Consider the following 25,942-nt stretch of genomic DNA (forward strand, 5'->3'; position numbering starts at 1 on the left):
GCGGGACGGTTTTCTCCGTTGGAAGGTGGAGTAATGAACCAGCGAAACCAGCAGTCCCCTCAGATGATCGACATCGACATCCGGCTTGTCAGGATCGGTGCCGTGCTCACCGCGGCCGGCGCCACGGTGGCATGCGCCGGCATGGCTGTCGGAGCCATGGCCGTGCTCTCCGCGGGTCGACGCATGATCCGCGGCATGGACGTACCCCCGGCCCAGCAGATGGCCGAGAAGTGGCAGCAGGCCAAAGAGGCCTCCAGAGCGGGTGCGCAGGCGTGGCAGTCCGCGTCCCACGCCCACAACGGGTCGCTCGCCGGGTCGTAGCCGCCTTCCCCGGCGCACCGGGCGGGAGCCCCTCGGCCCGGTGCGACGGAGCGCTGACCAGTGCTTGATCCTCAACGCTGTGGCGGCTCCGGCCGATGTGGCCTCGGCTCCTCCCCCGGCTTCGCGGGAGGAGGCGTCAGCTTCGCCGTCGCGACGTACGAGACCACGACCGCGACGATCACCAGCGGCATGACGGTGAGCCCCTCCGCCCCGATCAGCAGCGTGGCGAGCAGGACGGAGACCATCGGAAGCCCCAGCATCGCGGCGCTCATCGCTCCGACACCCATCGCGAACCCGGCGACCAGGCTCAGCCCCGGCAGGTGCGAGAACAGGATGCCGCCCGCCGCCCCCACGAACATCCCGGGGAAGATGGGGCCGCCCCTGAAAGCGCTGAGGGATGCGCAGTAGGCCAGACCCTTGCACAGCACCAGCAACGACAGGGCTCCCACCGAGAACCCGGCGCTGTGGGTGAGGAGTGGATCCAGCGCCGTCTGCCCCGAGTACAGCACGTCGGTCGCCGTTCTGCCGGTGCCCTCCGCGTAGCCGATGGCCAGCCCCGCCACGACCAGGCCCATGACCACCGTGGCCGGTACCCGTCGCCTCTCGACGTACGTCCTGAGCCGCACTGCGAGCCATCGGATTCCCACGCCCACGAGTGCGGCCGACACCCCGATGACCAGCGCCCAGCCGAATTCCGCCGCTGTCGGGGCCGTGGCCTTGGGGACGTCGTTCAGTGCCAGCGAGTAGGTGCCCAGCCCGGTCCAGGATCCCAGCCCGATGAAGATGAGTGCGCCGATGCCGGCGGCGAGCAGGCCGGGCACCAACACCACCGCCATCATCGGCCCGCCCAGCCCCGAGGCTTCCATCAGGAGGAATGCTCCGAGCAGGGGGGAACCGAGCAGCGAGCTGACGGCCGCGAAACTGCCCGCCGCCCCCAGCACCGTGATCATCTGCTCCGGGGGGTTCCGTCCGACCATCCGCACGGCGCCGGCGGCGAGCCCGCCACCGAGCGCCAGGAGCGGGGCCTCGGGTCCGAGGACGGCGGCGAAGCTGAGCGTCGCCAGAGCCGCGAGGAAGATGCCGGGCAGCTCGATGGGCGTGGGCGGTCCGGCGGCCTTGAACCCGGCTGACGGTTCATGGCCGCCGGACCCCGGCAGATACCTGATCGCCAGCCCCGTGAGCAGCCCCCCTACGGCAAGCAGCGGCAACGGCCACCACGGTGGCGTTCGGTCGAACCCCAGCGACTTGGGCAGATCCGTGTAGATCAGTGGCTGAAGCTCGCCGATCAGCGCGAGGAAGCCGAACGCCACCGCGGACACCGGCACGCCGATCAGCGCGGACATCACCAGAAGCACGAGGTACGCACGGCTCCGGAGAAGGACCCGCGGGTCCGGCGGTGACGCGGTCTCGGGCCCAGTCGTGGCTACCGGCATGCGCGTTGCCTCCAGACGATGTCGCCTCCAGACGATGCGGACCTCGCTGGTGGTCCCGGAGCCGCGTTCAGCGAACCTGGTACGTCCGCCACCTGACACGACAGGCAGGCGCTGTTGCGAGCCTGGCACGACGTTCCCGTGCGGGCACTTCGACGCCGCCCATGCGGTTGACTCCGACGCCCAGGGCTGCCCCAGCTCCCCTTTGCCCGGCCCAGGGCAGATCGCGACCGCTTCATGGGAAAGGGCGGGTGCACACTGGGCAGTGGGGCGAGTGCCTGACTGCGGGGTGGTGGTACGGATGCCGAACCGAATGCGGAGCGATCGACGACTGACCGTGCGGATGACGGTCACGCTGTTTCTGCTCGGACTGCTGTACGTGGCCTTTGTCGCCGCGTTGATCGTGTTGCTGAAGTCCTGGGTGCTGGTCGTGGTGGTCGCGGCGGGGTTCCTCGCCGCGCAGTACTGGTTCTCCGACCGGGTCGCCCTGTTCGCGATGCGCGGACGGGTGGTGGAGCGGGAGGAGTACCCGCAGCTGCACGGGGTGATCGACCGGCTGTGTGCCGTGGCCGACCTGCCCAAGCCCGTGGTCGCCGTGTCGGACATGGATATGCCGAACGCGTTCGCGACCGGGCGGAACGCCGATCACGCCGTGGTGTGTGTGACCACCGGGTTGCTTCGGCGGCTGGAGCCGGAGGAACTGGAGGGCGTGCTCGCACACGAGCTGTCCCATGTCGCGCACAAGGACGTCGCCGTGATCACCGTCGCGTCCTTCCTCGGCGTCATCGCCGGGCTCATCGTGCGGTTCGCGTTCTACTCGCAGCTGTTCGGCGGGGGCCGACGGGACCAGAACACCGCCGTCGTCTTCGCGGCGGTGATGGGCGTCTCCGCGGCCGTGTACACGATCAGCTTCCTGCTGATCCGCGCCCTCTCCCGGTACCGGGAACTGGCCGCCGACCGCTCGGCCGCGCTGCTCACCGGGAAGCCCTCGGCACTCGCCTCCGCACTCACCAAGGTCTCCGGCGACATCGCGCGGATCCCGTCGAAGGACCTGCGGACCGCGCAGGCCTTCAACGCCTTCTACTTCACGCCCGCCCTCGGCAAGGAGCCGGGCCTGGCCCGGTACTTCTCCACCCATCCCAGTCTGGAGCAGCGGCTCGACCAACTGGGGCGGATCTCCGGCGAGTTGGGCGAGGTGGCGGCTCCCGGCGCGGGGAACTCGTGAGCTGAGGAGCACGTATGGGGTTGCTGGACATTCTGCTGGGACGCACGAAGCCCGTCGCGCCCGATCTCGACCGGCTCTTCGGGCTGCCGTCGGCCGCAGTCACCCTCCAGGCCGCGGCCGGCTTCACGCCCACGGGCCGGGGGTCGGTGTGCTTCGCCACGGTGGAGGGCGCCGCCTTCGACGACGTACGCAAGGAGGTCCAGGCCCTCCTCGACGCGGACACCGAGCGGACCGGGCCGCCGGTCGAGCTGGTCCGGGACGAGTACGGGTACTCGTGGCTGGTGTCGCGGCGCGGGCCGGAGGATCTCCCGGCGCTCGTCGGGGACCTGCACGCGGTCAACAGCGCGCTGGAGGCGAGTGGGTTCGGGCCGCAGTTGTTGTGCTCGGTGGTGGGGTTCGAGGATGTGGATGAGGGTGGCGGTGAGGGTCCTGGTGGCGGGGTTCGGCGGCTCGGGCTTGTCTATCTCTACAAGCGCGGCACCTTCTTTCCCTTCTCACCGCTGACCGACGGGGGCGGGCAACGGCGGGACAGTGCGCTGGAGTTGCAGGTGCGGGCCGCGCTCTCCGGTGATCTGCGGATCGAGCAGGATCTGAGTCGCTGGTTCCCGGTGTGGGGTGCCCCCGGTCTGTGAGACGGACCGACCGGAGGCACGCCCCCCTTTTTCGACTTCCTCCTACTGGCCCCGACTACCGGCCCTGGCGGCGGTTCCGCAGCGGGCGCTCGCGGCTGTAGCGGCGCTCCCACCTGGCCTGCTGGTCCCGGCGCTGACGGTAGGCGCGGTAGGTCGCGGGCGAGGAACCCGCGGCCGGGCTGCCGCCGCCGGACGAGGAGGCCGCCGTACCGCTCCCCGTGCGGCCGTAGCGGAAGTAGACGTAGCCCAGGCCTGCGGCGGCGAGCCACAGGACGCTGTTCTTGAAGCCCATGATGATCAGGACGAAGATCGCGGAAATGATCAAGGTGCCCATGACGGGACTCCTTGTGAGTGGCGTGGGTGACTGAGCGGAGTTGTATGTGCGTGACGGTGTGAACTGACCGGACGCTTGGGGTTGGCGTCCGTCCGCCGGTGCGTGCGTTGCGTGTCCAGCGTAGGGATGGCAGGGGAGGCCGCGCATCCGTATTTCGCCCGCCGCCCGTCCTGTTGCTGGGGGCTGCGCCCCCAGACCCCCGCTCCGGCCCTGAACGGGCCTTGTCCTCAAGCTCCCCCAGAGGGGGGACCCCCAACGGGCTGGAAATGCGGGCCTGCGCTGGAAGGTCACCGGGCAGGTGGGAAAACGGTCGCGTGCTGGATCTCGGCACGCGAACGCCGGGTGCCCTGGTTCGAGTTGGGCACCCGGCGGTTGTTCAGCGGGAGTAGCGCATCAGGGCGCGCACCATGTGGCACGTCGTTTCCGACGGTGGGTGGACGCCGATCAGGTGCGCCGCGCTGCGGATCGTCTCGTTGCGGGCCTGGTTCGGCATGTGGACGCCGGAGTCGAGCAAGGCGATCGCGAGTCGCATCGCCTTGAGCCGGCGGTTGTGCGTGATGTACCACTCGCGGGGGCGGCCCGGCGGCAGCGGGCGCTTCTCCACGGGGGCGTACGGCAGGTCGAGCTGGACCCCCCTCTTGGCGGTGGACCGGGTGGACGTCGGCTTGAGAGCGGCAGTGGGCACAGGCATCCTCCTGTCGCGGTCGGGGTGGTACCGGACCCCCCGGCGACACCCTCGAACACTGCTTCTATTCTACCGCCCGGCACTGACAAAAGGCCCTGGCCACAAGGCCTTTCGAGGGGCTCTGACGTACCGTGAGCCCCATGGAAATCTGGATCAACCCGGCCTGCTCCAAGTGCCGCGGAGCGCTGTCGCTGCTCGATGCCGAGGGCGCCGAATACACCGTCCGCCGCTACCTGGAAGAGACTCCCACCGAGGACGAGATCCGGGTCGTACTCGATCGGCTCGGCCTCGAACCCTGGGACATCACCCGGACCCAGGAAGCCGTCGCCAAGGAGTTGGGCGTGAAGGAGTGGGGCCGGGCGGAGGAGGACCGGGAGCGGTGGGTCGCCGCTCTCACCGCGCATCCGAGGCTCATCCAGCGGCCCATCATCACCGCCGACGACGGCAGCGCGGTCGTGGCCCGTACGGACGAGGCCGTGCGGGACGCACTGTCCCGGCGACCAACGTCGAAGTGACGTACGTCACTTCGGCAGTTCCTGTTACCTCTGAGTTACCTCGTTCGATATCTCGTACATAGCGGCGTACGCTCCCCTGTCTCTTAGGAGGCGCGCATGTCGCGCAGAAGAACTGTCAGTACGAAGAAGAAGCTGGCGCTGTTCGTGAGTGCCGCCGCGGTGGCGGGTGGTGGTGCCTTCGCCATGGCGGCCACCTCCAACGCGGCGCAGACCGCCGCCGACTCGACCGTCTGCCAGGGGCTCGCCACCGCCCTCGGCAACAACCAGAAGTTCATCGCGGGCCAACGGGCCAACCCCGACGCCCAGTCGGCGGCCCGGATCGCGAACCGCGACGCGGTCGTCGCTCAGATCAAGGTGCAGCAGCAGGCGTCCGGGTGCGTGGTTGGGGAGTCGGCTCAGGACTCCCAGGCCGCGCAGCCCGTCACTCCGCCTGCCAACCCGCCTGCCAACCCGCCCGCCGCCCAGCCCTCGTCGCCCGTCCGGAGCACCGCGCCCGCCGCTCCGGGCGTTCCCGGCGCGCCCGCCGCCGGGAAGCAGGTGTGTGCCGGGTCCACGGTCACCCTCTCCGGTGAGGGTGGGGCCCCCGCCGCGTCCAGCAACCAGTTCCCCGCCGGGGCCACGTTGCGCGTCACCAACCTGGACAACAACAAGTCCACGACGGTCAAGGTGACCTCGGTGTCGGGCAGTTGCGCTCTGCTCAACAACGCCGCCTTCGAGCAGGTCCGCGAGCCCGGCAAGTTCCTGATCCGCCGGGCGCTGATCGAGAAGGTGGGGTGAGGTTCCAGCGCTGACACCTGCTCGGACCAGGGTCCTGTCGCTCCCGGCCAGGGGCGGCAGGACCCACCCACTTCCCTCCATGCCGCCCTCCACACGTGAAACGCACCACAAGAACGCCAGGTAACACGGGGTTCACATTCGAGCAATGATCGGGAAATCCCCTATTGACAGGCTCGCGGGCAACAAGAGCGGCGCCTCAGTGCCGCAGCGCCGCAGCACCCGCAAGTGCGCCTGTAGACCCACCCCCGAATGGATGGTCCCGTGACCTTCAAGGCTGAGTACATCTGGATCGACGGCACCGAGCCGACGGCCAAGCTCCGCTCCAAGACCAAGATTCTGGCCGACGACGCCAAGGGCGCCGAGCTGCCGATCTGGGGCTTCGACGGGTCTTCCACGAACCAGGCCGAGGGCCACGCCTCGGACCGCGTGCTCAAGCCGGTCTCCTCCTACCCGGACCCGATCCGCGGCGGCGACGACATCCTCGTCATGTGCGAGGTCCTCGAGATCGACATGACGCCGCACTCGTCCAACACGCGTGCCGCGCTGGTCGAGGTCGCCACGAAGTTCGCCGCTCAGGAGCCGATCTTCGGCATCGAGCAGGAGTACACCTTCTTCGACGGTTCCCGTCCGCTCGGCTTCCCCGAGGGCGGCTTCCCGGCCCCCCAGGGCGGTTACTACTGCGGCGTCGGCGCCGACGAGATCTTCGGTCGCGAGATCGTCGAGGCCCACCTGGAGAACTGCCTCAAGGCCGGTCTCGCCATCTCCGGCATCAACGCCGAGGTCATGCCGGGCCAGTGGGAGTTCCAGGTCGGCCCGGTCTCCCCGCTGGAGGTCTCCGACCAGCTGTGGATCGCCCGTTGGCTGCTCTACCGCACCGCCGAGGACTTCGGTATCTCCGCGACGCTGGACCCGAAGCCGGTGAAGGGCGACTGGAACGGCGCCGGTGCGCACACAAACTTCTCCACGAAGGCGATGCGCGAGGGCTACGACGCGATCATCACCGCGTGCGAGTCCCTCGGTGAGGGCTCGAAGCCGCTCGACCACGTCAAGCACTACGGCGCCGGCATCGACGACCGTCTCACCGGTCTGCACGAGACCGCCCCGTGGAACGAGTACTCGTACGGCGTCTCCAACCGTGGCGCCTCGGTCCGTATCCCGTGGCAGGTCGAGAAGGACGGCAAGGGTTACATCGAGGACCGCCGCCCGAACGCCAACGTCGACCCGTACCTCGTGACGCGGCTGATCGTCGACACCTGCTGCTCCGCCCTGGAGAAGGCCGGCCAGGTCTGATTCCCGCTGATCCCAGATAGTGAGAAGGGGTGTCCACCGGAAGGTGGACACCCCTTCTCTGCTTCCCACTTTCTCTGCTTCAATGTCCCCATGGCCAGCTTCCAGAAGTGCATCGCGACAGGTCGCCACGACCTCGAGCCCTTCTGGCCTTCCCGCCAGCACCACGACTTCGACCGGGTGTGTTGTCGCGCGATGAACGCGTCGGCCCTCTAACACCAGCCGTACGGCCTCTCTGCCGCCGTACCTCTCGGTCTTCCGCCGACGCGCACGACGTACGTCCCCGACGAACTCCTCGCGCGAAAGAGCTGACCTCTCATGGCGACCACTCGTACTCTCTCCCCTCTGCCCTCCCCCTCCCCCCTCTCCCCCGGCGCCTCCGCACGGCACCGGCTGCGTGCCGTCGACCGGGACGAGGTGGTCGACGTCAGGGACTTCCTGCCGCCGGGTGCCACCTGGCTGCCCGCTCCCCCGCACACCCTTCCCACCCTGCCGGGCCAGCCGCCGATGATCGGCTACCTGGTGCTCGTACCGGCCGACCAGCAGCCGCCCGTACTGCCGTTCGCGCTCCCGGACCCGGAGCTGCCGGCCCCGGCCGCGTCCCCGGAGCGGGGCCAGGCCGACGGGGGCCGCCACCTCGTACGCGTCGACGACGTGCAGCGCACCGCCGAGGTCGACGGGCGTCCGCTGGATCTCACGTACCTGGAGTTCGAGCTGCTCGCCCATCTCGTCGCCCACCCGGGCCGGGTCCACACCCGCGACCAGCTGGTCACCACGGTGTGGGGCTACGGGCACGTGGGCGACGGCAGGACCGTCGACGTCCACATCGCCCGGCTGCGCCGCAAGCTCGGCGCGGAGCACCGGCAGGCGATCCAGACGGTACGGCGGGTGGGGTACAAGTACACGCCCCCGACCGCGCGCTGATCCGGCTTCCCCTCTCCCTCTCCGTGGGGGTGTTGCCGGCACCACCCCCCTGTACGGGTGTTCGGGCCCGTGACCCGGCGGGGCGCCCTCGGCGAGACTGACCGTATGGACGACGTCATCAGCCCACGGGTACGAGTTCCGCCACGGGTACGGGTTCAGGGTCGGGTTCGTGACGTCGTGGTCGCCGGGGGGCGGTCGCTGTTGCTCGCCGTCGCCTCGCTCGCCGGGTCGACGCTGCTGCTCGTCCTCTCCGTCGTCTCCCTCCTGCTCGTGCCCGCCCTGGGGATCGGCCTCCTCACCACTCCCCGGGTCGTCACCTGGGTGCGGGCGTGGGCCGACTGGCGGCGGCTGACGGCCGTGCGGTGGGGCGGGGTGCGGATCCCGCCCCGGTACCGGGTGCCGCCGACGAACGCGGGGCGCTGGGCGCGGGCCCTCTGGGTGCTGCGTGACCCGGCGACCTGGCGGGAGTTCGCGTGGCTGCCCCTCGACGTCGTGCTCGGGTTCGTCACGGCGTTGGTGCCGGCCGCGCTGGTCCTGTACCCCTTCGAGGGGTTCGCGCTGGCCCTCGGACTGTGGCGGGTGTTCACGGACGGGACGTACGTCGGCTGGTGGTACGGCTTCGTGCCGGTCGGCGGGCAGGGCAGCGCGCTCGCCGCCGGCGCCCTCGGGGCCGTACTCCTCGTCGCCTCCTACTTTCTGACGCCCGCCCTGCTGCGGCTCCACTTCCTGCTCACCGGGGCCCTGCTCGGCGCCGGGCGCCGTGAACTCGCCGAGCGGGTAAGGGTGTTGACCGAGACGCGCCGGGACGCCGTCGACACCTCCGCCGCCGAACTGCGGCGGATCGAGCGGGACCTGCACGACGGCGCGCAGGCGCGGCTGGTGGCCGTGGGGATGGACCTGGGGACCGCCGAGGCGCTCATGGAGAAGAACCCGGAGAAGGCGCGGGAGTTGCTCGCGCGGGCCCGGCAGTCCTCCGCGGACGCGCTGGCCGAGCTGCGCGACCTGGTGCACGGCATCCATCCGCCGGTGCTGGCCGAGCGTGGACTGGGCGACGCGGTACGGGCGTTGGCGTTGCGGCTGCCCGTCGACACCGAGGTGACGGTCGACGTGGCCGGGGGCCGGGCTCAGGCGCCGGTGGAGTCGGCGGCGTACTTCGCGGTGAGCGAGGTGCTGACCAACGCCGTCAAGCACTCCGGCGCCGATCGCGTGTGGGTCGATGTGCGGTACGCGGACGGCTCGTTGCGGATCGCCGTCACCGACGACGGGCGGGGCGGGGCCCGGGTCGGTGGCGGGTCGGGGCTGGCCGGGGTGGAGCGGCGGCTCGGTACATTCGACGGCGTCCTGGCCGTCAGCAGTCCGGTTGGCGGTCCCACCGTGGTGACCATGGAGATTCCTTGCGAGTTGTCCTAGCCGAAGACCTGTTCCTGCTGCGCGACGGGCTGGTCCGGCTGCTGGAGGCGTACGACTTCGAGATCGCCGCGGCGGTGGAGAGCGGCCCCGAGCTGGACCGGGCGCTCGCCGAGCTGGCACCGGACGTCGCCGTGGTCGACGTACGGCTGCCGCCGACGCACACCGACGAGGGGCTGCAGTGCGCGCTGCGGGCCCGCCGGGCGCGGCCGGGGCTACCGGTGCTGGTGCTGTCGCAGCACGTGGAGCGGCTGTACGCACGGGAGTTGCTGGCCGACGGGGACGGCGGGGTCGGCTATCTGCTCAAGGACCGGGTGTTCGACGCGGAGCAGTTCGTGGACGCCGTACGACGGGTCGCGGCGGGCGGTACCGCCATGGACCCGCAGGTGATCCAGCAGCTGCTGCTGGCGCGTGCCGGGGACGGCCGGCCGCTGGGGCGGCTGACGCCCCGGGAGCTGGAGGTGCTGGATCTCATGGCTCAGGGACGTTCGAACGCGGCGATCGCCGGGCATCTCGTTGTCACGGAGCGGGCGATCGCCAAACACACGTCGAACATCTTCGCCAAACTGGGACTTGAGGTGTCGGACGACGACAACCGCCGCGTCCTGGCGGTACTCACCTATCTCGACCAGGGGCGCTGAAAGTACGCCAAAGTCGATGATATCCAGTGCCCCTCCGAACACTTGGCGTAAGAGATCCGCAACTCCCGGTATACCCGGTGGAGTTGGGGTCGAATTGTCCTACGAATCTCTCATCAATTTCTGAGGCGACTGAACACTCCTGAGGTCCTCCTCGTAATGGATGACGCCGCTTCACTCCTGTCGGGCGCCTCGATAGCCCCGCAAGGAAGCCAGAGGAGTTCCATGGGACGCAATGCACGTAAACGACGCTCACCACTGGCCGTTCGCGCCGTGGCCGCATCCGCGGCCCTCGCGATCGGTGGGGGTGGACTTGTCTGGGCGAATTTCTACGCCTCCGCACATGAGGAGAACGGCGCCCAGAACCAGACCAAGGCCGCTGCCGTCCAGATCGCCACGATCGACTGCCCGGACGTCGGTCAGAAGCTCTCCAACGTCCCGGCCGGCGCTCGCGCCGGTGTGGACAAGGAGCTCGCGAATCTGGACAACCAGATCACCGAGGCCTACGCACGCCTTGCCTCCACTCGGCAGGCGCAGGCCGGTGACCCCGGCTTCGTACAGAACGCGATCGTCGGTCCGCTGAAGGACAAGCGGTTCGCGGCGATCGACCGGATCCGCATCAACATCAAGCGGGCCGGTGGTTCCGGAGCCGACAACCTGGGGCAGTTCGCCCAGTGCACCGGTGTCGCGGCCGCGCCGCAGACCAACGCCGGCCAGGCCAACAACGGTGGCCAGAACAACGGTCAGAACAACGGCGGCCAGAACAACGGCGGTCAGGCCAACAACGGCCAGAACAACCAGAACAACCAGGGCAACGGCCAGGCCAACAACGGTCAGGGCCAGAACAACGGCCAGGGTCAGAACAACAACGGCCAGGGCAACGCCGGCCAGGGCCAGGGCAACGCCGGCAACGCGGCCGGTGGCGGCCAGGGCGGCAACGGTCCGGTGGCCGCGGACTTCGTGGACATCACCAAGGTGCAGGGCAACGCCCAGTTGGGTGTGGGCGCCAACGGGCTCCCCGCCAACGGCAACAGCGGCTCGACCGGCTCCTTCACCACGAAGTGCGGCACCAACGGGAACAAGAACCACAACACGGACAACGTGATCGTGGCCCCGGGTGTCGCCAACGGTGCGCACCACCTGCACGACTACGTCGGCAACCAGAGCAACGACGCGTTCGCGAGTGACCAGGAGCTGGCGGCGGCACAGTCCAGCTGCCAGAACCAGGGTGACAAGTCGTCGTACTTCTGGCCGGTGCTGCGCCTGCAGAACGGTACGCAGGACTTCGACCAGAACAACGACGGTGGTGGCAAGGAAGGCAACGTCGGCCAGATCCTGCAGGCCTCCCAGGCGCAGATCAAGTTCGTCGGCAACAAGAAGGGCAACGTCGTCGCGATGCCGACCGCCCTGCGCATCATCACCGGTGACGCCAAGGCCTTCGTCAACGGCAACGCGAACGCCAACGTCAACTGGAGCTGCACCGGCTTCGAGAACAAGGTGCAGCTGAAGGACAAGTACCCGATCTGTCCGCAGGGCAGCGCCGTGGTCCGTACGACCGACTTCCAGAGCTGCTGGGACGGCCAGAACATCGACAGTGCGAACCACCGCACTCACGTGTCCTTCGTCCAGGCCGACGGCACCTGCGCCAACGGCTTCAAGGCGATCCCCCAGCTCCAGGTCCGTCTGGTCTACAACGTCCCGGCGCCGAAGCTGCAGAACGGCACGGTGGTGAACCCGTACGCGGTGGACACCTTCCCGGAGAACCTGCACAAGCCGATCACCGACCACAACGACTTCATCAACTTCTTCTCGCAGAACACGATGAACCAGATGGTCAACTGCATCAACACCGGCAAGAAGTGCCAGTAGATCCACCAGTGGTCCACCGACGGTGGACCACCTGAGAAGGCCGGTGGCGGGTTCTCCCGCCACCGGCTTTCTTGTTCCCGACTCCCAACACGGAGCGAGTACGGAGACACGAATGAGGCGGCCCGAGTGTTTCCACTCGGGCCGCCTCGTTCGTGCTTCCGGTCAGCCTTCGTGGCCGGCCGAGTGGGTCGCCTCGGCGCCGGTGTGCGCGCTGTGGTCGGCGCCCACCTCGGTGGTCCCGCCGAGCTTGCCCTGCAGCTTCGCGATCACCTTCTGGTCGCCGACCGCGGTCCACTTGCGGCCCAGGAGGTAGAAGCCGCCGTAGTCCTTGGCGCCGTTGATCCACTCACGCTGGCCGCGGTCGGTGGCATAGGTCAGGAGGAGGAACTTGCCGTAGGGGGTGGTCTTGCAGGCCGCCTGGCGGAGCTCGTCCGCGTCGATCTGCATGACCGGCTTGCAGCCCGCCTCGCTCGCGATGTGCTCCAGGCTGCCGGTCGCGGCCACCGGAGTGGCGTCGATCGACGTGGCCGCCCGGTCGCTCGAGCCGCCTGAGCAGCCCGCCAGGGCCAGCGCCGCCACGGCTGTGACCGCGGCGGTCGCGAGCTTCGGTCGCGTCACCTTCATCTGTTCTTCCTCCGGTCCGTTCGGCGCCGACACTACTCTCGGCCCATGCCGCGGGGAGGCCCCGTCGAAGAGCCCTCGCTGTCGATACGGCTACGGGGCACCAACCACTCAATCAGGGAACGTCTGTGCGAGAGTGGGCAAGTGAACGCAGACTGGGAAGAGCGTGTGCTCGCCGCTTGGGCGACCTTCGACGACTACGACGAGGACCACGGGGCCGACTTCCGGGCGGTGATCGACACCCTCGCGGCGGAACTGCCCGCCGGCAGCCCCCTGGGCCCCTTCGAACAGGGAAGCGCCTGGGACTCCACGGGCCACTCCGACCGCGCGGAGCCGCTCTACCTGGAGGCGCTCGCGCTCGGGCTCAGCGAACAGAGCGGCTACAAGGGCCGCCGGGCCAAGATCCAGCTGTCGAGTTCGCTGCGCAACCTCGGCCGGGCCGAGGAGGGCGTCAAGCTCCTTACCCCCGAACTGGACGCCCCCTCCGACGAGTTGGACGACGCCGTACGAGCGTGTCTGGCGCTGTGCCTGTCCAGCCTCGGCCGTGACCGTGAGGGCCTCTCGCTGGCCCTCGGTGCCCTCGCTCCTCATCTGCCGCGCTATCAGCGGTCGATGGCGAACTACGCCCGTCTGCTGACCGAGCCCGACGCGTAACTCCCGGACGGTCAGGTGACCATCCCGCGATTCGCTCGTTCTGCTGAACGTGCAGTCACAGGATGTCGCCTTCAGCCCCGCCACCGGTAACAGCGCCAAGGGCCGCCCCGTCGTCGACGTGGAGCAGGCCGAGGCCGCGCTCGTCGAGCACTATCCCCGGCTCGTCCGGCTCGCCTACCTGGTGCTGCCGCCGAGCCTCGGGCGGAGCCGACGCGTCCTGACGGCGCACGCCCTCACCCAGCGTGCGCTGCCCAGGGGACGCACGGCCACCGCCACCGTCCCGGCCCAGCCGAAGGGCCGCGCGGGCGACCCCGGCTACGCGCTCGTCCGCCTCCAGGTGCTGCGTACGGCGCTCGCGGCGGGGCAGCCGTGGCGCGGGCGTTCACTGCCGAAGCGGTCGCAGTTGCCGCCGCTGCTCCCCCAGGTCTGGGGTCTGCGGCTCTTCCCGCGTTCGGGCGGCGCCGACGAACTCGCCCTGGACCAGCGGCTGTCGGCGCTCTCCGGGCCGGCCCGGGCCGCGTACGTCCTGCGCGGTCTGGAGAAGCTCCCGGACGCCGACGTACGCACCGCTCTGGAGGCCGCCGGGGTCGACCGGCCGATCGAGGCGCTCCGCGAGGCGGACGAGGTTCCGGCGCAGTACGCGCTGCTCGACTCCGCCGAGTTCGACCCGTGTTCGCTGCAGGCTCGTCCGACCGACCTGATGCGGCGCAGGCAGCACCTGAAGGCCGCGCTCGCCGCCGCCGCGGCCGTCGCGGTGTGCGGCGCGCTGCTCGGACTGCCCGGCGACGGCTGGGCCCCGGACGGCGCCGCCGCCCCCGCGTACGCGCAGAACCCGGCCGCCGAAGCCGCCCTGGATCCGGCCCGGTTGACGCTGGTGGCCGTGGCCACCTGGAAGTCCTCCGCGCGCACCGACTTCTCCGTCTGGCCCGCGCGCGGCGACCTGGTCGACGACAGCGCCCTGCTGCGGCGCGCCCTCGCCGTCTGGGCCCGTCCCGGCGAGAAGGTCAATGTCTCGGCCACCCCGGGCACCCCCTCCGGCGGCCCGGCCGGCCCGCCCCAGCTCCTGTACGCGGGCACTGTCGACGCGGCCCACGTGGTGATCCTCTACGACGGTCTGCGCATCGCCCGGTACGCCGAACCGAAGGACGGCACGAGCGGCGCCGCCCTGGACTTCGCCCGCGTCGACGGCGCGACCGGCGCCGAGGCCGACGCGGTGGTACTCGACCGGGCCGACGGCAACGTCCGCTATCTGACGGCTCCCTGGGTGCTCAAGGCCGAGATGCGGAACCTGCGCGAACCGACGGCGACGCCAATCGACCTGGGGCTGACCGACGGGGTGAGCGGGCCGCTGGCCAGCCCGGTCGCGCAGCGGGGCGCCTGTCAGTCCTGGAACACGCTGCAGGTGACCGACGCCGGTGGGGCCCGACTGCTGAGCGACCTCGGCGAGCTCGTTCCGGCCCACCTCACCACGGGCAGCCCGGCCGCACCCCGAGAGGCGTCGGCCCCGGCGGCGCTGGCGACGTGGTCGCCCTTCGCCTGCTCCCTCGCCGCGATGCACTCCCAGGGCGTGCGCTCCGTGAACGCCTGGCAGTACGCCGAGCAGCCGCTGCCCGACGCGAGCGGCGCCGCCGACTGGGTGTGCACCCGCGCCGAGACCTGGCGGGGTGACGGCGCCCAGGTCCTGGCCCAGTTCCACACGCCGGGCGGGCAGTTCGGGGCGATCGCGGCGAAGTCCGGGACCAGCCCGGCGTGCGGTCCCCGCGACCCGAACGTGCTCGCCGGTGTGCTGTGGAAGTCGGGGGCGGGCGAGTGGTACATGCTTGCCGCCGGTGCGCGGAACACCGCGTCGATCACGGCGACGGGCGGGGTGAACTCGACCGTGCGGGGTGCCATGCTGGCGGCCAGGACCGAGCAGGGGGCCCAGGCGGGGTTGAAGGGGACGCTGAAGGACGGCCGGCAGATCGGCGGGCTGCGGTAGCGCCCCAAAGGGGCGCGGGGAACTGCGCGACCAGCCCCCACCCGCCCGCAGACGATCAACCACGTACCCTGCGGAGGCACCTAGCTGACACTTGCGTCAACAAGTCCGCGCATGGGGGTTTCCTCGCACGCTACCCATCAGTACATTGACGCCATGTCTAACCCGCCGCACACACCGCTCAAGGTGCGCAAGGTGTCCTTCTCCTGGGAGGGCACCCCGCTCCACTGGGTGCCGGGGGATCCGTTCACCTCACACACCATCAACGTGCTGCATCTGCTGCTGCCGGCCGGTGAGCGGTGGTTCGTGCACGTGTACAAGCAGGTGCTGCCGTACATCCGGGACGAGCGGCTGCGTGCGGACGTCGTCGGGTTCATCGGGCAGGAGGCCATGCACTCCCAGGCCCACGACGAAGTCCTCCCGCATCTACGGGAGTTGGGGCTCGACCCCACGCCGTACACCGCCCAGGTCGACTGGCTCTTCGAGAAGGTGCTCGGCGACCGGTTCCTGCTGCCGGGCCGCCGGGCGCGCAGGTGGTGGCTCATGGAACGGGTCGCCGTCATCGCCGCCATCGAGCACTACACGGCGTTCCTCGGCGACTGGATACTCAACGCGTCGGAGCTGGACCGGCGCGGCGCCGATCCGACCATGCTGGACCTGCTGCGCTGGCACGGCGCCGAGGAGGTCGAGCACCGGTCGGTCGCCTTCGACCTGTTCACCCACGTCGACGGGGGTTACCGGAGGCGGGTGCGGACCTGGCTGACCGGGCTGCTGGTGATGTGCTTCCTGTGGCAGCGCGGGGTGCGGTTCTTCATGGCGAACGACCCGGCCCCGGGTCTCCGCAAGCCGACCTTCCGGGGCTTCTACGTACGCGGGAAGCGGGGTCTGCTGCCGTCGACCCGGGCCATGGTGAGATCGGTGCCGCGCTATCTCGCCCGGGACTACCACCCCTCCCAGGAGGGCTCCACCGAGCAGGCCGTCGCCTATCTGGCCTCCTCCCCCGCCGCTGTCGCCGCCGACAGAGGTGCCGCCTGATGCCCCGGCCGCTGGCTCTCGCGCTCACCGCCGGGGCCGCGCTGCTCGCCCGCCGGGCCGTGCGCCGCCGGATCGGGGCCGCGCCACTGTGGCCATTGCCCGCGCTGGCGGAGCCGGTCTCCGGGCGACCGCGCTCACGGGCTCTGCGGCTGACGGTCGCCGCGCTCGAGACGGTCGCCGACGGCGTCGTACAACTGCGCCTGGAAGGGCGGGCGTTGCCGGGGTGGGCGCCGGGGGCGCATCTCGATCTGGCGCTGCCGTCGGGGCTCGTTCGGCAGTACTCGCTGTGCGGGGACCCGGCGGACACCTCGGCGTACACCGTCGCCACCCGGCTGGTGCCGGACGGGCGCGGCGGCTCGCGCGAGGTGCACGAGGAGTTGCGGGCGGGCATGACGGTCGAGGTGCGCGGCCCGCGCAACCGTTTCCCGCTCGTCCCCGCACCGGCGTACGTCTTCGTGGCCGGCGGTATCGGGATCACCCCGATCCTGCCGATGCTGCGGGCGGTGCATGCCCGACCCGGCCTTGAGTGGCGGCTGTTGTACGGGGGTCGCAGCCGGGCCTCGATGCCGTACCTCGCCGAGATCGAGAAGCTGGGCGCGGGCTCCGGGGCGGGACGTGTCACCGTCGTCGCCGAGGACGAGGACGGGCTGCCCGACCTCGACGCGCTGTTCGCGGGGGTGGCGGCTGAGCTGCCCAAGGGGACCGCCGTCTACTGCTGTGGTCCCGAGGCGTTGAGCGCGGCGGTCGAGGCCCGGATGCCCGAGGGCGCCGTGCTGCGTCTGGAGCGCTTCGGCCCGCGTACGTCGGCCGGGGGCGACCAGTCCTTCGAGGTCGAACTGCGGCGCAGCGGGCGGACGTTGACGGTACCGGCCGACTCGACCGTGCTGGCCGCCGTACGGGCGGAGCTGCCGGACACCGCGTACTCGTGCGAGCAGGGGTTCTGCGGGACCTGCCAACAGCGCGTGCTGGGAGGGGAAGTGGACCATCGTGACGAGCTGCTGACCGATGCCGAGCGGGCGGACTCGATGCTGATCTGTGTGTCGCGGGCACGAAGGGGTCCACTTGTGCTGGATTTGTGAACATCCTCGGTCGGACCCGTCCGTTGCGGGCCGTATCCGATCGGTAAGGTGTTCGCATGACAACCGGGGTTCGCCGCAGAATGGGAGTCGAGGAACGCCGGCAGCAGTTGATCGGCGTCGCCCTCGAACTGTTCAGCCGCCGCTCGCCCGACGAGGTCTCCATCGATGAGATCGCGTCGGCCGCGGGTATCTCGCGTCCACTGGTCTACCACTACTTCCCTGGCAAACTCAGCCTGTACGAGGCCGCGTTGAAGCGGGCGTCGGACGATCTGGCGGGCCGGTTCGTGGAGCCGCACGAGGGCCCGCTGGGGGCGCGCCTGCTGCGGGTGATGCGCCGGTTCTTCGACTTCGTCGAGGAACACGGGCCCGGTTTCGCGGCGTTGATGCGCGGTGGCCCGGCGGTGTCCGCGGACGAGGTGCGTTCGGGCAGCGCGTCGGCGACGAACGCGCTCATCGACGCCGTACGGCAGGCCGCGTACGTCCAGATACTGTCGCATCTGGACCTGACCGCCGAAGAGGCGCCCGCCCGGCTGGAGTTGGTCATCCGGACCTGGATATCGCTCGTCGAGTCGACCGCGCTGATCTGGCTGGACGGGCGGCGGGTGCCGCGCGCCGAGCTGGAGGCGCAGCTCGTGCACGACTTCGCGGCGCTGGCCGCCGTGAGCGCCGCCTATGACGAGGAGATGGCCGCGCTGCTGCGCCGGATGCTCAAACAGGAGCCCACCGACGGGCCGTTCAGCGACCTGGTCGCACGGCTCATCTCACTCGCGTCCTGACGACTCACGTCCTGACTCGCGTCCTGGGTGGATCCGTCCGGCAGTCGAGCTCAGTTGTCGAACTTCCGGTAGGAGTCGTCGAGTTCGCGGACCTCGACCGAGGCGTGCAGGGCGAGTCCCTCGACGGGCTTCACATGGGCGCGCACCAACTCCAGTACGGCTTCGGTAAGTTGGTTCTTCGTCTCCACCGAGCGGCCGGTGAGCATGCCGATCCAGACGTGCACGATCGCGTGACCGTCGCTGTCCGTGCCAACGGTGGCGTCCTCGGTGCGGCGGAACTGCGTCTTGCACGCCTCGGGCTTCGCCTTCGCCGTGGCGACGACCTCCTCGTGCAGCGCGAGAGCGAACGCGCGCCGGTCGAAGGCCTCGGTCAGCGGACTCGAGTAGTCGACGGTGATCTGCGGCATGGATCAAACCCCTGTTCTCGTAATGCTGTGACGGCACGGCCTGCCTCACCCTAACCGGCGGCCGGTCGTCCCTGGTCAGCGAGGCGCAGCGCCAGCATCGCGATGTCGTCCTCCCGGTCGTGGCCGAAGGAGACCAGCAGGGTGTCGCACAGGGCGTCCAGGCCCGGCAGTGCGCCGGAGGCTGCCGCGCGGAGGTGTTCCAGGGAGTCCGCGAGGTCGGTGCCCCGGGTCTCGATCAGACCGTCGGTGATCATGAGGAGCCGGTCGGTGGGTTCGAGGAACAGCTCGGTGGGCGGCGGATGGGCGAGGCCCACGCCGAGCAGCGGGCCCTCGGCCTTGGCGTAGTCGGCGTTGTTGGTGTCGCGGATGATCAGCGGTGGGATGTGGCCCGCGTTGGCGATCAGGGTGCGCCCGGTGCCCGGGTCGACGTGGACCAGGCACACGGTGGCCGTGACCTCGGGGTGGTAGCGCTGCAGCATCCGGTCGAGGAGCTCGGCGAGCACGGACGGGTCGGTCTCCTCGACGCAGTAGGCACGCAGTGCGTGCCGGATCTCGACCATGACGGTGGCCGCTTCCAGCGAGTGCCCGACGACGTCACCGACCGCGGTGAGCACGCCGTCGCCGGTGCGCAGGGCGGCGTAGAAGTCGCCGCCGATCTCGGCGTCCTGGGACGCGGGTACGTACCGGACCGCGACGTCGATGCCCGGCAGATGGGGCAGCCGGTCGGGGCGGGGCAGGAAGCTGTGCTGGAGGGTGAGGGCGACATGCCGCTCGACCTGGTACATGAGCAGCGGCTCGGCGGCGAGCACGGTGGCCTGGGCGAGCCTGGCCACCAGGGACTCGTTCTCGGGGCTCACCCTGCGCGTGCCGCGGGTGGGCGTGGCCAGGCAGACCGAGGCCCTGCCGTCCTCGGTGGGGATCAGCACGAGGCGGGCGTCGTGCTCCACGCCCGGCCGGAAGAACCCGGCGGGCCACAGCGGCGCGGGCACCGTGGTGATCTGCACCCCGCTGTGCCCCCGGGTGAGTCTTCGGAGCAGTCCCGCCACGACCCGGTGGGCGCTCTCGTCCGGCATGGCGAGCGAGGTGCGGTCACGGGAGGTGGCGCGGTACAGCTCGTCGTCGGGGCCCAGGAAGAACACGGCGGCGGGCGAGCCGGTGAGCCGCGCGGTGCCCTCGGCGGCGGCGTCGGCGAGTTCCTGCAGGGAGCGCGCGGCCTGGATGGTGAAGATCGTCTCCGACAGCCGGGTCAGCCGGCGCGCCAGCGCCTGGTCGTCGGCCCGCAGCCGCGCGGCGCGCACCGCGGCCCGTAGTACCGCGTCGATCTCCTCGGGCCTGGCGGGCACCGTCAGGAACGCCTCCCCGCCCGCGTCCAGCCCGTCGCAGCGGTCGTCCGGGGACACGGAGGAGGCCGAGAAGTGCACGACGGGCAGACCGGCCATGTGCGGCCGGGACTTGAGCCGACGGCACAGGTCGACACCGCTCATGTCGGGCAGGTCCACGTCGATGAGGGCCACGTCGGGCAGCGTCCCCTTGCGGAGCCGTACATCGAGTTCGTCGAGCGCTTCCCGGCCACTGGTGACCGCCACGACCTGGTAACCGGCGCGGCGGAGCAGAGCGCTCATCGAGTACCGGCCGGCCGCGGTGTCGTCCACGATCAGCACGGTGGTGTCCGTCCACTTGCCGTTGCCGTCCATACTGCCGCCCTTGGACACACCGGTGGGGCAGACCGGGTCCGGGTCTGCCCCACCACGATATGCGCTTGTCAGGGGGTACGGGAGAATACGGCGACGGTTCTCCCCGGAACGGCGAAGGTGCCCGACTCCCGTTCGTACGTGGCCGACTTGACGACGGCGTCCGCTCCCGCCCGCAGCACGGGGTGCAGCGCGTACGAGGTCCCGGCCGCCCTGCCGATCCGCTGCTCACGGCGTTCGGGCGTCGCGTTGAACACGATGACGAGATCGCCGAGTCGCATGGTGATCACGCCGGGCGTCTCGTCCTTGCCGGACAGCAGGAAGGAGAGCTTCGACTGCACCTGTCCGGCCGTGTCGAGGGAGAAGTCGCGCTCGGTCGTACGGATTCTCAGCAGATCGCGGTACGCGGCGGACGCGCCCTGGATCTGTTCGCAGCCGGCCCTGACGTTCCCGGCGCCCAACAGAGGCTTGGCGTATGACCACTTGGCGGCGTTGTCGGCGGCCATGGGCAGCCCGCGTCCGAAGCCGTTGCCGCTACTGCCGCCGTTGCCGTTACCGTCGGCGCAGTTCCAGTGGATGGCGTTGAACCAGTCACCGCTGTCATAGGAGTTGCGGTCGAGCGACTTGGAGCGCAGCAGGTCGCTGCCCGCCTGGGAGAGGGCCGGGCCCTGCGAGAGGGTGGCCGTGGCCATGGCGAGGACCTGCATACGGGCCCGGTCGGCCGCGCTCGTCGTGGCGGGCAGTTTGAAGGCGAGCGCGTCGAACAGTGACTCGTTGTCGTGCGCGTCGGCGTAGGCGAGGGCGTCGCCGGGCGCCTGCGCGTAACCGGCGGGCCCGCCGTTGTAGTCGACCTGGGCGCCCGTGACCTCCTTGCCGTCAGTGTCGGTGAAGCGGTAGGCGGCGAGGTTGCCGGTCAGGCCCACCTTGATCAGGTCCTGGTAGTGCAGGAGGCGGGCCTTCTGCTGCACCGAAGTTCCGTTGGCGGCGGAGGAGTTGGGGTCGGTGTACAGCCCGGACGCGAAGCCCTGGACGCCCGGGTCCTCGTCGAAGGGGCCGCCGCCTCGCACGGCGTCGCGGGCCCGGTCGGAGAAGGTCGCGATGCCCGTCCCCGCCATGTTCTTCTGCGTGGCCTGGACGAACCGGGCGTCGTCGGCGACCTCACCGAAGTTCCAGCCCTCCCCGTACAGGATGATCTTCTTGCCGTCGACGCCGTCCTTCTTGAGGGTGAGCGCGTCGAGTGCCTTTCTGACCGCCAGGATGTTGGCCTTCGGGTGGTGGCCCATCAGGTCGAAGCGGAAGCCGTCGACCTTGTACTCCCGGGCCCAGGTGACGATCGAGTCGACGACGAGCTTGCCCATCATGGTGTTCTCGGGCGCGGTGTTGGCGCAGCAGGTGGAGTTGGCGACCGAGCCGTCGGCCAGGAGCCGCTGGTAGTAGCCGGGGACCACCTGGTCGAGGACGCTCGTCTTCGCCTGACCGGCGGCGGGCGTGTGGTTGTAGACCACGTCCATCACGACCCGCAGGCCGTCGCCGTTGAGCGACTTCACCATCTGCCGGAACTCGACCGTGCGCCGCGTACCGTCCGGGTCGCTCGCGTACGAGCCCTCCGGGACGGTGTAGTGGTACGGGTCGTAGCCCCAGTTGTACGCGTCCTTCGCGGCGGTCTTCGCGACGCATGCCTGCTGCTGGTCGGAGTCGGCGGCGTAGGAGGACAGGTCGCAGTCGACCACCGCCTGGTCCGCCTTCTTCTCCGGGATGGTCGCGATGTCGAAGGCGGGCAGGAGGTGGACGTAGGAGGTGCCGGCCTTCGCCAGTTCGCGGAGGTGCCTGGAGCCGTCGCTGTTCCGGTCGGCGAAGGCGAGGTAGGTGCCCTTGTCCTTCGCGGGCACGGTGTCGTCGGCGACGGAGAAGTCCCGGACGTGCAGTTCCTGGATCTCGGCGTCGTGGAGGGGTACCGCTTTGGGCTTGCTGTACGACGTCCAGCCGGGCGGGGCAAGGGACTTGTCGTCCAGGTCGACGACGAGGCTGCGCTCGGAGTCGGCGGTCAGGGCGACGGAGTACGGGTCGGTGACGTGGTTGGTGACGACCTTGGCGACGCTCGGCGCCCAGACCTTCACGACGTACCGATAGGGCTTGTTCTTCCAGGACTTGCCGCCGGTGACGGACCAGACGCCGGTGGTGTCGTCGCGCTTCATGGCGACCGTGGAGCCGTCGAGGTCGAGCTTCACCGACTGCGCGGTGGGCGCCCAGACGGAGAGTGTCGGACGCCCCTTGCCGAACGTCGGCCCGAGGTCGGCGTGCGCTGCGGCGGTGCCGTACACATCGTCGAGCACACCGGCGATCTGCACGCCCGTAGCCGCCAACACAGCTCCGTTCGCGGCTCGTTGGGAGGCGACGAGCTGGCCGCGCAGGGCCTCGCGGACCCGGTCGCGGTCACGTGGGTCGACGGTCCAGGCGGTGTACGAGGCCAGGTGCGGGAACTTCGCCTTCTGGGCGTCGGTCAGAGCCGACCTGGTGAGGCGGAGCCAGTGCTCGTCGGTGCTGGTGAGCGTGCCGTCCTTCGCGGTGATCGAGCCGGTGCGGGAGTACAGCAACTGGGTTGAGGCCGCCGCGTCGTTGCCGTTCCAGGCGACGGTGTTCCGGTCGATCCAGACGGCCTTGGAGGTGGTCAGGTCGAGGGCGGCGGCGCTGCCCGCGGGCTGCGGGAGCAGGTACTTCTCCTGGCCGTTCAGGAGCCAGACCTCGTGGCCGTCGGCCGTGAGGTCGAGGGCCTGATCGGTGGGAAGGTCCTTCTCATCGCCCTTGTGGATGATGTAACTCAGGCTGGTGGCACCGTCGTTGAGCGGAACCTCGTAGACGGCGCCGTAGGCGTCGATCCGCACCGGCTTGAGAGGGCTGGACCAGTCGGTGGGGTTCGCGGCGCCGGACCAGACGTGTGGGCCCCAGCCGTCGTAGTTCCCGTCGGAGCGGTGGTAGTGGAGGACGGCCTTGGTCTTGTCCTGCGCCGGGTAGTCGGCCGTCGGCCGCTCGGTGAGGACGGTCTCCTTGCCCTGCTCGACCCAGATCTCGCCGGTCTTCGTGACGTCGATCGAACGGTCGGCGGAGACGTCCTTGTTGCCGTCCTTGTCGATGACGAGGTAACTGACGCTGGACGCACCGGGCTTGAGCTTGACGTAGGCGAAGGCGCCGTATGCGTCCCGGCCGACGAAGTCGTGGCCGGCCGGCCAGGTGGTGGCCTCGCCGTCGGCGAGGTCGCCCCAGGCGTACAGGCGCCAGTCGGTGTAGTCGCCGTCCGCGCGCTTGTAGTGGACGACTGCGTAGTCGCGCGAGGAGGCCGTGGGGACTTCGGGGGCGGGCGGGGTGCCCGTGGTGGAGGTCGCTGTGGCACTCGCCGTGTGTCCGGCGCGGTCGACCACAACCGCCTTGTAGCGCAGGGGTGTTCCGGGGGCAGTGTTCTTGGCGATGGTCTGGGTGACCCGGTAGGGCGCGTGGTCGGCGGAGCCCAGGGTCTGCCACTTGCCGTTGCCGGTCTGGGCGGCGAAGACGACGCGGGCCGACTGTCCGCCGTCGACGCCGATGTCGGCGGTGATGTCGACGGTGCCGGTGGCTCCGGCGGGCGGGGCCTGGAGGGTGAGGGACGGCCTGGCGGTGGGCGCGGGGAGTCTGCCGGTGGCCTTGAGGACGATGGCGGAGCCGGCCGGGACGGTGACGGTGATCTCGCGGTCGGTGCCGCTGGTCACCGTGGCGTTGATGCCGTAGATGCCCTTGAACGCCATGCCGGCCGAACCGGTCGCGAAGGTGGCCGTCTTCGGCTCGGACGCGTTGTTGAAGGCGACGAGGTACTCGGTGCCGGACTGGGCGTCGGTTCGGGAGACGGCGTAGACGCCGGGGCCGTCGGCCGCGTAGCGCTCGGTCTGGACGCCGTCGGCGAGGGCGGGGTTGGCCTTGCGGAGGGCTGCGAGAGCACTGATCTGCTTGTAGAGCGGTGCACTCGTGTCGTAGGCGTCGCTCGCGTGCGTGCGGTCCGTGCCGAGTTCGTCGTCGTCGAGGTAGTCGGTGACCTTCGAGGCGAACATGGTCTGGCGGGCGTCCTTGTCGCCGCCCGCGCCGGTGAAGCCCTGCTCGTCGCCGTAGTAGACGACGGGGTTGCCCCGGCTGAGGAACATCAACTCGTTGGCGAGCCGGTCCTTGGCGAGGAGTTCGGCGTCGGTGGCCGTGGGGTTGTCCTGCCGCAGGAAGTACCCGATCCGGCCCATGTCGTGGTTGCCGAGGAAGGTGACCTGCTCATAGGCGTTGGCCTTGTCGGTCGTGTACTTGTAGTCGCCGCCGAAGACCGAGGCGAGCTTCTGGGCGCTGCCGCCCTGGGAGGCGTACGAGCGGGCCGCGTCCTGGAAGGGGAAGTCGAGCGTGGAGTCGAGGCGGCCCTGAGTGACGTACGGGGAGGTCACGGAGGTGTCCGCGGAGTAGACCTCGCCGAACATGAAGAAGTCGTCACGGCCGTGCCGAGCCGCGTACCTGTCCAGCGCGGTGGCCCACTGGGTCCAGAACTCCATGTTGACGTGCTTCACGGTGTCGATCCGGAAGCCGTCGATCCGGAAGTCCCGCACCCACCGCTCGTAGATCTTCTCCATCCCGCTGACGACCTCGGGACGCTCGGTCCACAGGTCGTCGAGGCCGACGAAGTCGCCGTAGGTGGCGGACTCTCCGGCCCAGGTGGAGTCGCCCCGGTTGTGGTACATCGTCGGGTCGTTGAGCCAGGACGGGACCTTGGTGTTCTTCTTCGCGGCGGGGACGACGGGCGTGCGGGGGAAGGAGTCGGCGTCGACGGACGGGAAGCCGTTCTTCCCGTCCGCGTAGTCGGCGTCGTCGAAGGGCTCACCGTCCTTGGTGAGGTACGGGAAGGCGCCCTTGGAGAGGTAGTCGTAGGACTTCTGCTCGTAGTCGACGACGTCGGCGGTGTGGTTGGTGATGACGTCGAAGAAGACCTTCATGCCCTTGGTGTGGGCCTTGGAGATGAGGGTTTCGAGGTCCTGGTTGGTGCCGAAGTGCGGGTCGACCTGGGTGAAGTCGGTGATCCAGTAGCCGTGGTAGCCGGCGGAGGCGTCCGCTCCGGTGCCCTGCACGGGCGCGTTCTTGAAGATCGGGGCGAGCCAGATCGCGGTGGTGCCGAGGCCCTTGATGTAGTCGAGCCTGTTGGTGAGGCCTTTGAGGTCGCCGCCCTGGTAGAAGCCCTTGTCAGTGGGGTCGTAGCCGGTGGCGAGGCGTGAACCGGTGAGCCCGCCACGGTCGTTGGCGGTGCTGCCGCCCGCGAAACGGTCCGGGAGGACGAAGTAGAACTGCTCGCGGGTGGCGTCGTGCCGGGCCGGTTCGGCCGCGAGCCTGCTGTCGGAAGGCGGCGGGGGCGGGGCCGGGGCCGGGGCCGGGGTGTTCGCTCCGGCGGCCAGAGGCTGGACGAGCGCTGCGGCCAACGCGGTCACGGTGACCGCAGCGACCCGGCCTGCACGGGTAGTGCGGGGAGTGCGGGTAGTACGGCGTCTCGGCGGCGCCGGCCATCTCGGTATCACGGACGTGGACTCCTTGCGATCGCGGCTCTTGCGGGTCCGACCCCGCGCGACCGTATCGCCGAGGAAACGCTTACAGCAAGAGTCCTGAAAACACTG

At 70.0% G+C, this 25,942-nt stretch carries 22 protein-coding genes; 15 read left to right on the forward strand and 7 right to left on the reverse strand.

Annotation, left to right across the window (positions count from 1 at the left end; genetic code table 11):
• The first annotated feature begins 33 nt into the window (after window positions 1-33).
• The gene (locus OG241_RS15220) at window positions 34-321 is read left to right on the forward strand and encodes a hypothetical protein (protein WP_405815887.1); all 288 of its coding nucleotides are present in this window, start codon (window positions 34-36) and stop codon (window positions 319-321) included.
• A gap of 71 nt (window positions 322-392) precedes the next feature.
• Here OG241_RS15220 and OG241_RS15225 read toward each other — a convergent pair whose 3' ends face one another.
• Complete coding sequence (locus tag OG241_RS15225) at window positions 393-1,754, reverse strand: chloride channel protein (RefSeq protein ID WP_405815888.1); 1,362 nt, start codon at window positions 1,752-1,754, stop codon at window positions 393-395.
• Window positions 1,755-2,052: 298 nt separating this feature from the next.
• On the opposite strand from OG241_RS15225, the gene htpX reads away from it, so the two are divergent.
• Window positions 2,053-2,976, forward strand: a complete 924-nt coding sequence (htpX, locus tag OG241_RS15230) for a zinc metalloprotease HtpX (RefSeq protein WP_334592865.1) — start codon at window positions 2,053-2,055, stop codon at window positions 2,974-2,976.
• A 14-nt stretch (window positions 2,977-2,990) separates the two neighbouring features.
• Window positions 2,991-3,608: a hypothetical protein gene (locus OG241_RS15235; RefSeq protein ID WP_405815890.1), complete on the forward strand. Its 618-nt coding sequence runs from the start codon at window positions 2,991-2,993 to the stop codon at window positions 3,606-3,608.
• A gap of 55 nt (window positions 3,609-3,663) precedes the next feature.
• On the opposite strand, the gene OG241_RS15240 is transcribed toward OG241_RS15235, so the two are convergent.
• Both OG241_RS15240 and OG241_RS15245 read right to left on the reverse strand, forming a co-directional pair.
• A complete protein-coding gene (locus tag OG241_RS15240) occupies window positions 3,664-3,942 on the reverse strand; it encodes a hypothetical protein (protein WP_405815891.1) in 279 nt (92 codons plus the stop codon).
• A 376-nt stretch (window positions 3,943-4,318) separates the two neighbouring features.
• Window positions 4,319-4,627 (reverse strand): hypothetical protein, encoded by a 309-nt coding sequence (locus OG241_RS15245; RefSeq protein WP_405815892.1) that lies wholly within the window; start codon window positions 4,625-4,627, stop codon window positions 4,319-4,321.
• A gap of 140 nt (window positions 4,628-4,767) precedes the next feature.
• On the opposite strand from OG241_RS15245, the gene OG241_RS15250 reads away from it, so the two are divergent.
• From OG241_RS15250 to OG241_RS15280, 7 genes are all read left to right on the forward strand, one after another.
• On the forward strand, window positions 4,768-5,142 hold the full coding sequence (locus tag OG241_RS15250; RefSeq protein WP_405815893.1) for an arsenate reductase family protein: 375 nt from the start codon (window positions 4,768-4,770) through the stop codon (window positions 5,140-5,142).
• Between the two features lie 96 nt (window positions 5,143-5,238).
• Window positions 5,239-5,919 carry a hypothetical protein gene (locus OG241_RS15255; protein ID WP_405815894.1) on the forward strand — a complete coding sequence of 227 codons (681 nt, stop codon included), beginning with the start codon at window positions 5,239-5,241 and terminating at the stop codon, window positions 5,917-5,919.
• Between the two features lie 261 nt (window positions 5,920-6,180).
• Entirely contained in the window at window positions 6,181-7,209 is a 1,029-nt protein-coding gene (gene glnII, locus OG241_RS15260; protein ID WP_405815895.1) for a glutamine synthetase, read from the forward strand.
• A gap of 315 nt (window positions 7,210-7,524) precedes the next feature.
• Window positions 7,525-8,130 (forward strand): winged helix-turn-helix domain-containing protein, encoded by a 606-nt coding sequence (locus OG241_RS15265; RefSeq protein WP_405815897.1) that lies wholly within the window; start codon window positions 7,525-7,527, stop codon window positions 8,128-8,130.
• A gap of 105 nt (window positions 8,131-8,235) precedes the next feature.
• Window positions 8,236-9,540 carry a histidine kinase gene (locus tag OG241_RS15270; RefSeq protein ID WP_405815898.1) on the forward strand — a complete coding sequence of 435 codons (1,305 nt, stop codon included), beginning with the start codon at window positions 8,236-8,238 and terminating at the stop codon, window positions 9,538-9,540.
• Window positions 9,525-10,178 carry a response regulator transcription factor gene (locus OG241_RS15275; protein WP_319096390.1) on the forward strand — a complete coding sequence of 218 codons (654 nt, stop codon included), beginning with the start codon at window positions 9,525-9,527 and terminating at the stop codon, window positions 10,176-10,178. Before OG241_RS15270 ends, OG241_RS15275 begins: the two co-directional genes overlap by 16 nt.
• Window positions 10,179-10,400: 222 nt before the next feature.
• Complete coding sequence (locus OG241_RS15280; RefSeq protein ID WP_405815900.1) at window positions 10,401-12,044, forward strand: DUF1996 domain-containing protein; 1,644 nt, start codon at window positions 10,401-10,403, stop codon at window positions 12,042-12,044.
• 162 nt (window positions 12,045-12,206) lie between these two features.
• Here the strand turns inward: OG241_RS15280 and OG241_RS15285 are convergent, their stop codons facing one another.
• Window positions 12,207-12,668, reverse strand: a complete 462-nt coding sequence (locus OG241_RS15285) for a hypothetical protein (protein WP_405815902.1) — start codon at window positions 12,666-12,668, stop codon at window positions 12,207-12,209.
• A 123-nt stretch (window positions 12,669-12,791) separates the two neighbouring features.
• Between OG241_RS15285 and OG241_RS15290 the strand changes: the two genes are divergently transcribed.
• From OG241_RS15290 to OG241_RS15310, 5 genes are all read left to right on the forward strand, one after another.
• A complete protein-coding gene (locus OG241_RS15290; protein ID WP_405826231.1) occupies window positions 12,792-13,319 on the forward strand; it encodes a tetratricopeptide repeat protein in 528 nt (175 codons plus the stop codon).
• Window positions 13,320-13,368: 49 nt separating this feature from the next.
• Window positions 13,369-15,297, forward strand: a complete 1,929-nt coding sequence (locus OG241_RS15295) for a hypothetical protein (protein ID WP_405815904.1) — start codon at window positions 13,369-13,371, stop codon at window positions 15,295-15,297.
• Window positions 15,298-15,450: 153 nt separating this feature from the next.
• Complete coding sequence (locus OG241_RS15300) at window positions 15,451-16,329, forward strand: metal-dependent hydrolase (RefSeq protein ID WP_405815905.1); 879 nt, start codon at window positions 15,451-15,453, stop codon at window positions 16,327-16,329.
• The gene (locus OG241_RS15305) at window positions 16,329-17,408 is read left to right on the forward strand and encodes a PDR/VanB family oxidoreductase (RefSeq protein ID WP_405815906.1); all 1,080 of its coding nucleotides are present in this window, start codon (window positions 16,329-16,331) and stop codon (window positions 17,406-17,408) included. The genes OG241_RS15300 and OG241_RS15305 overlap by 1 nt, the downstream gene beginning before the upstream one ends.
• A 56-nt stretch (window positions 17,409-17,464) precedes the next feature.
• Window positions 17,465-18,184, forward strand: coding sequence for a TetR/AcrR family transcriptional regulator (locus OG241_RS15310; RefSeq protein WP_405815907.1), 720 nt, complete (start codon window positions 17,465-17,467; stop codon window positions 18,182-18,184).
• Window positions 18,185-18,234: 50 nt separating this feature from the next.
• Here the strand turns inward: OG241_RS15310 and OG241_RS15315 are convergent, their stop codons facing one another.
• From OG241_RS15315 to pulA, 3 genes are all read right to left on the reverse strand, one after another.
• The gene (locus OG241_RS15315; protein WP_405815908.1) at window positions 18,235-18,591 is read right to left on the reverse strand and encodes a 5-carboxymethyl-2-hydroxymuconate Delta-isomerase; all 357 of its coding nucleotides are present in this window, start codon (window positions 18,589-18,591) and stop codon (window positions 18,235-18,237) included.
• Window positions 18,592-18,641: 50 nt separating this feature from the next.
• Window positions 18,642-20,285, reverse strand: a complete 1,644-nt coding sequence (locus OG241_RS15320) for a SpoIIE family protein phosphatase (protein ID WP_405815909.1) — start codon at window positions 20,283-20,285, stop codon at window positions 18,642-18,644.
• Between the two features lie 68 nt (window positions 20,286-20,353).
• Window positions 20,354-25,846 (reverse strand): pullulanase-type alpha-1,6-glucosidase, encoded by a 5,493-nt coding sequence (gene pulA / locus OG241_RS15325; protein WP_405815910.1) that lies wholly within the window; start codon window positions 25,844-25,846, stop codon window positions 20,354-20,356.
• Between the last annotated feature and the right edge of the window lie 96 nt (window positions 25,847-25,942).

Origin of the sequence: Streptomyces sp. NBC_01390 (genome assembly GCF_045040105.1) — a bacterium.
Taxonomy (GTDB): Bacteria; Actinomycetota; Actinomycetes; order Streptomycetales; family Streptomycetaceae; genus Streptomyces.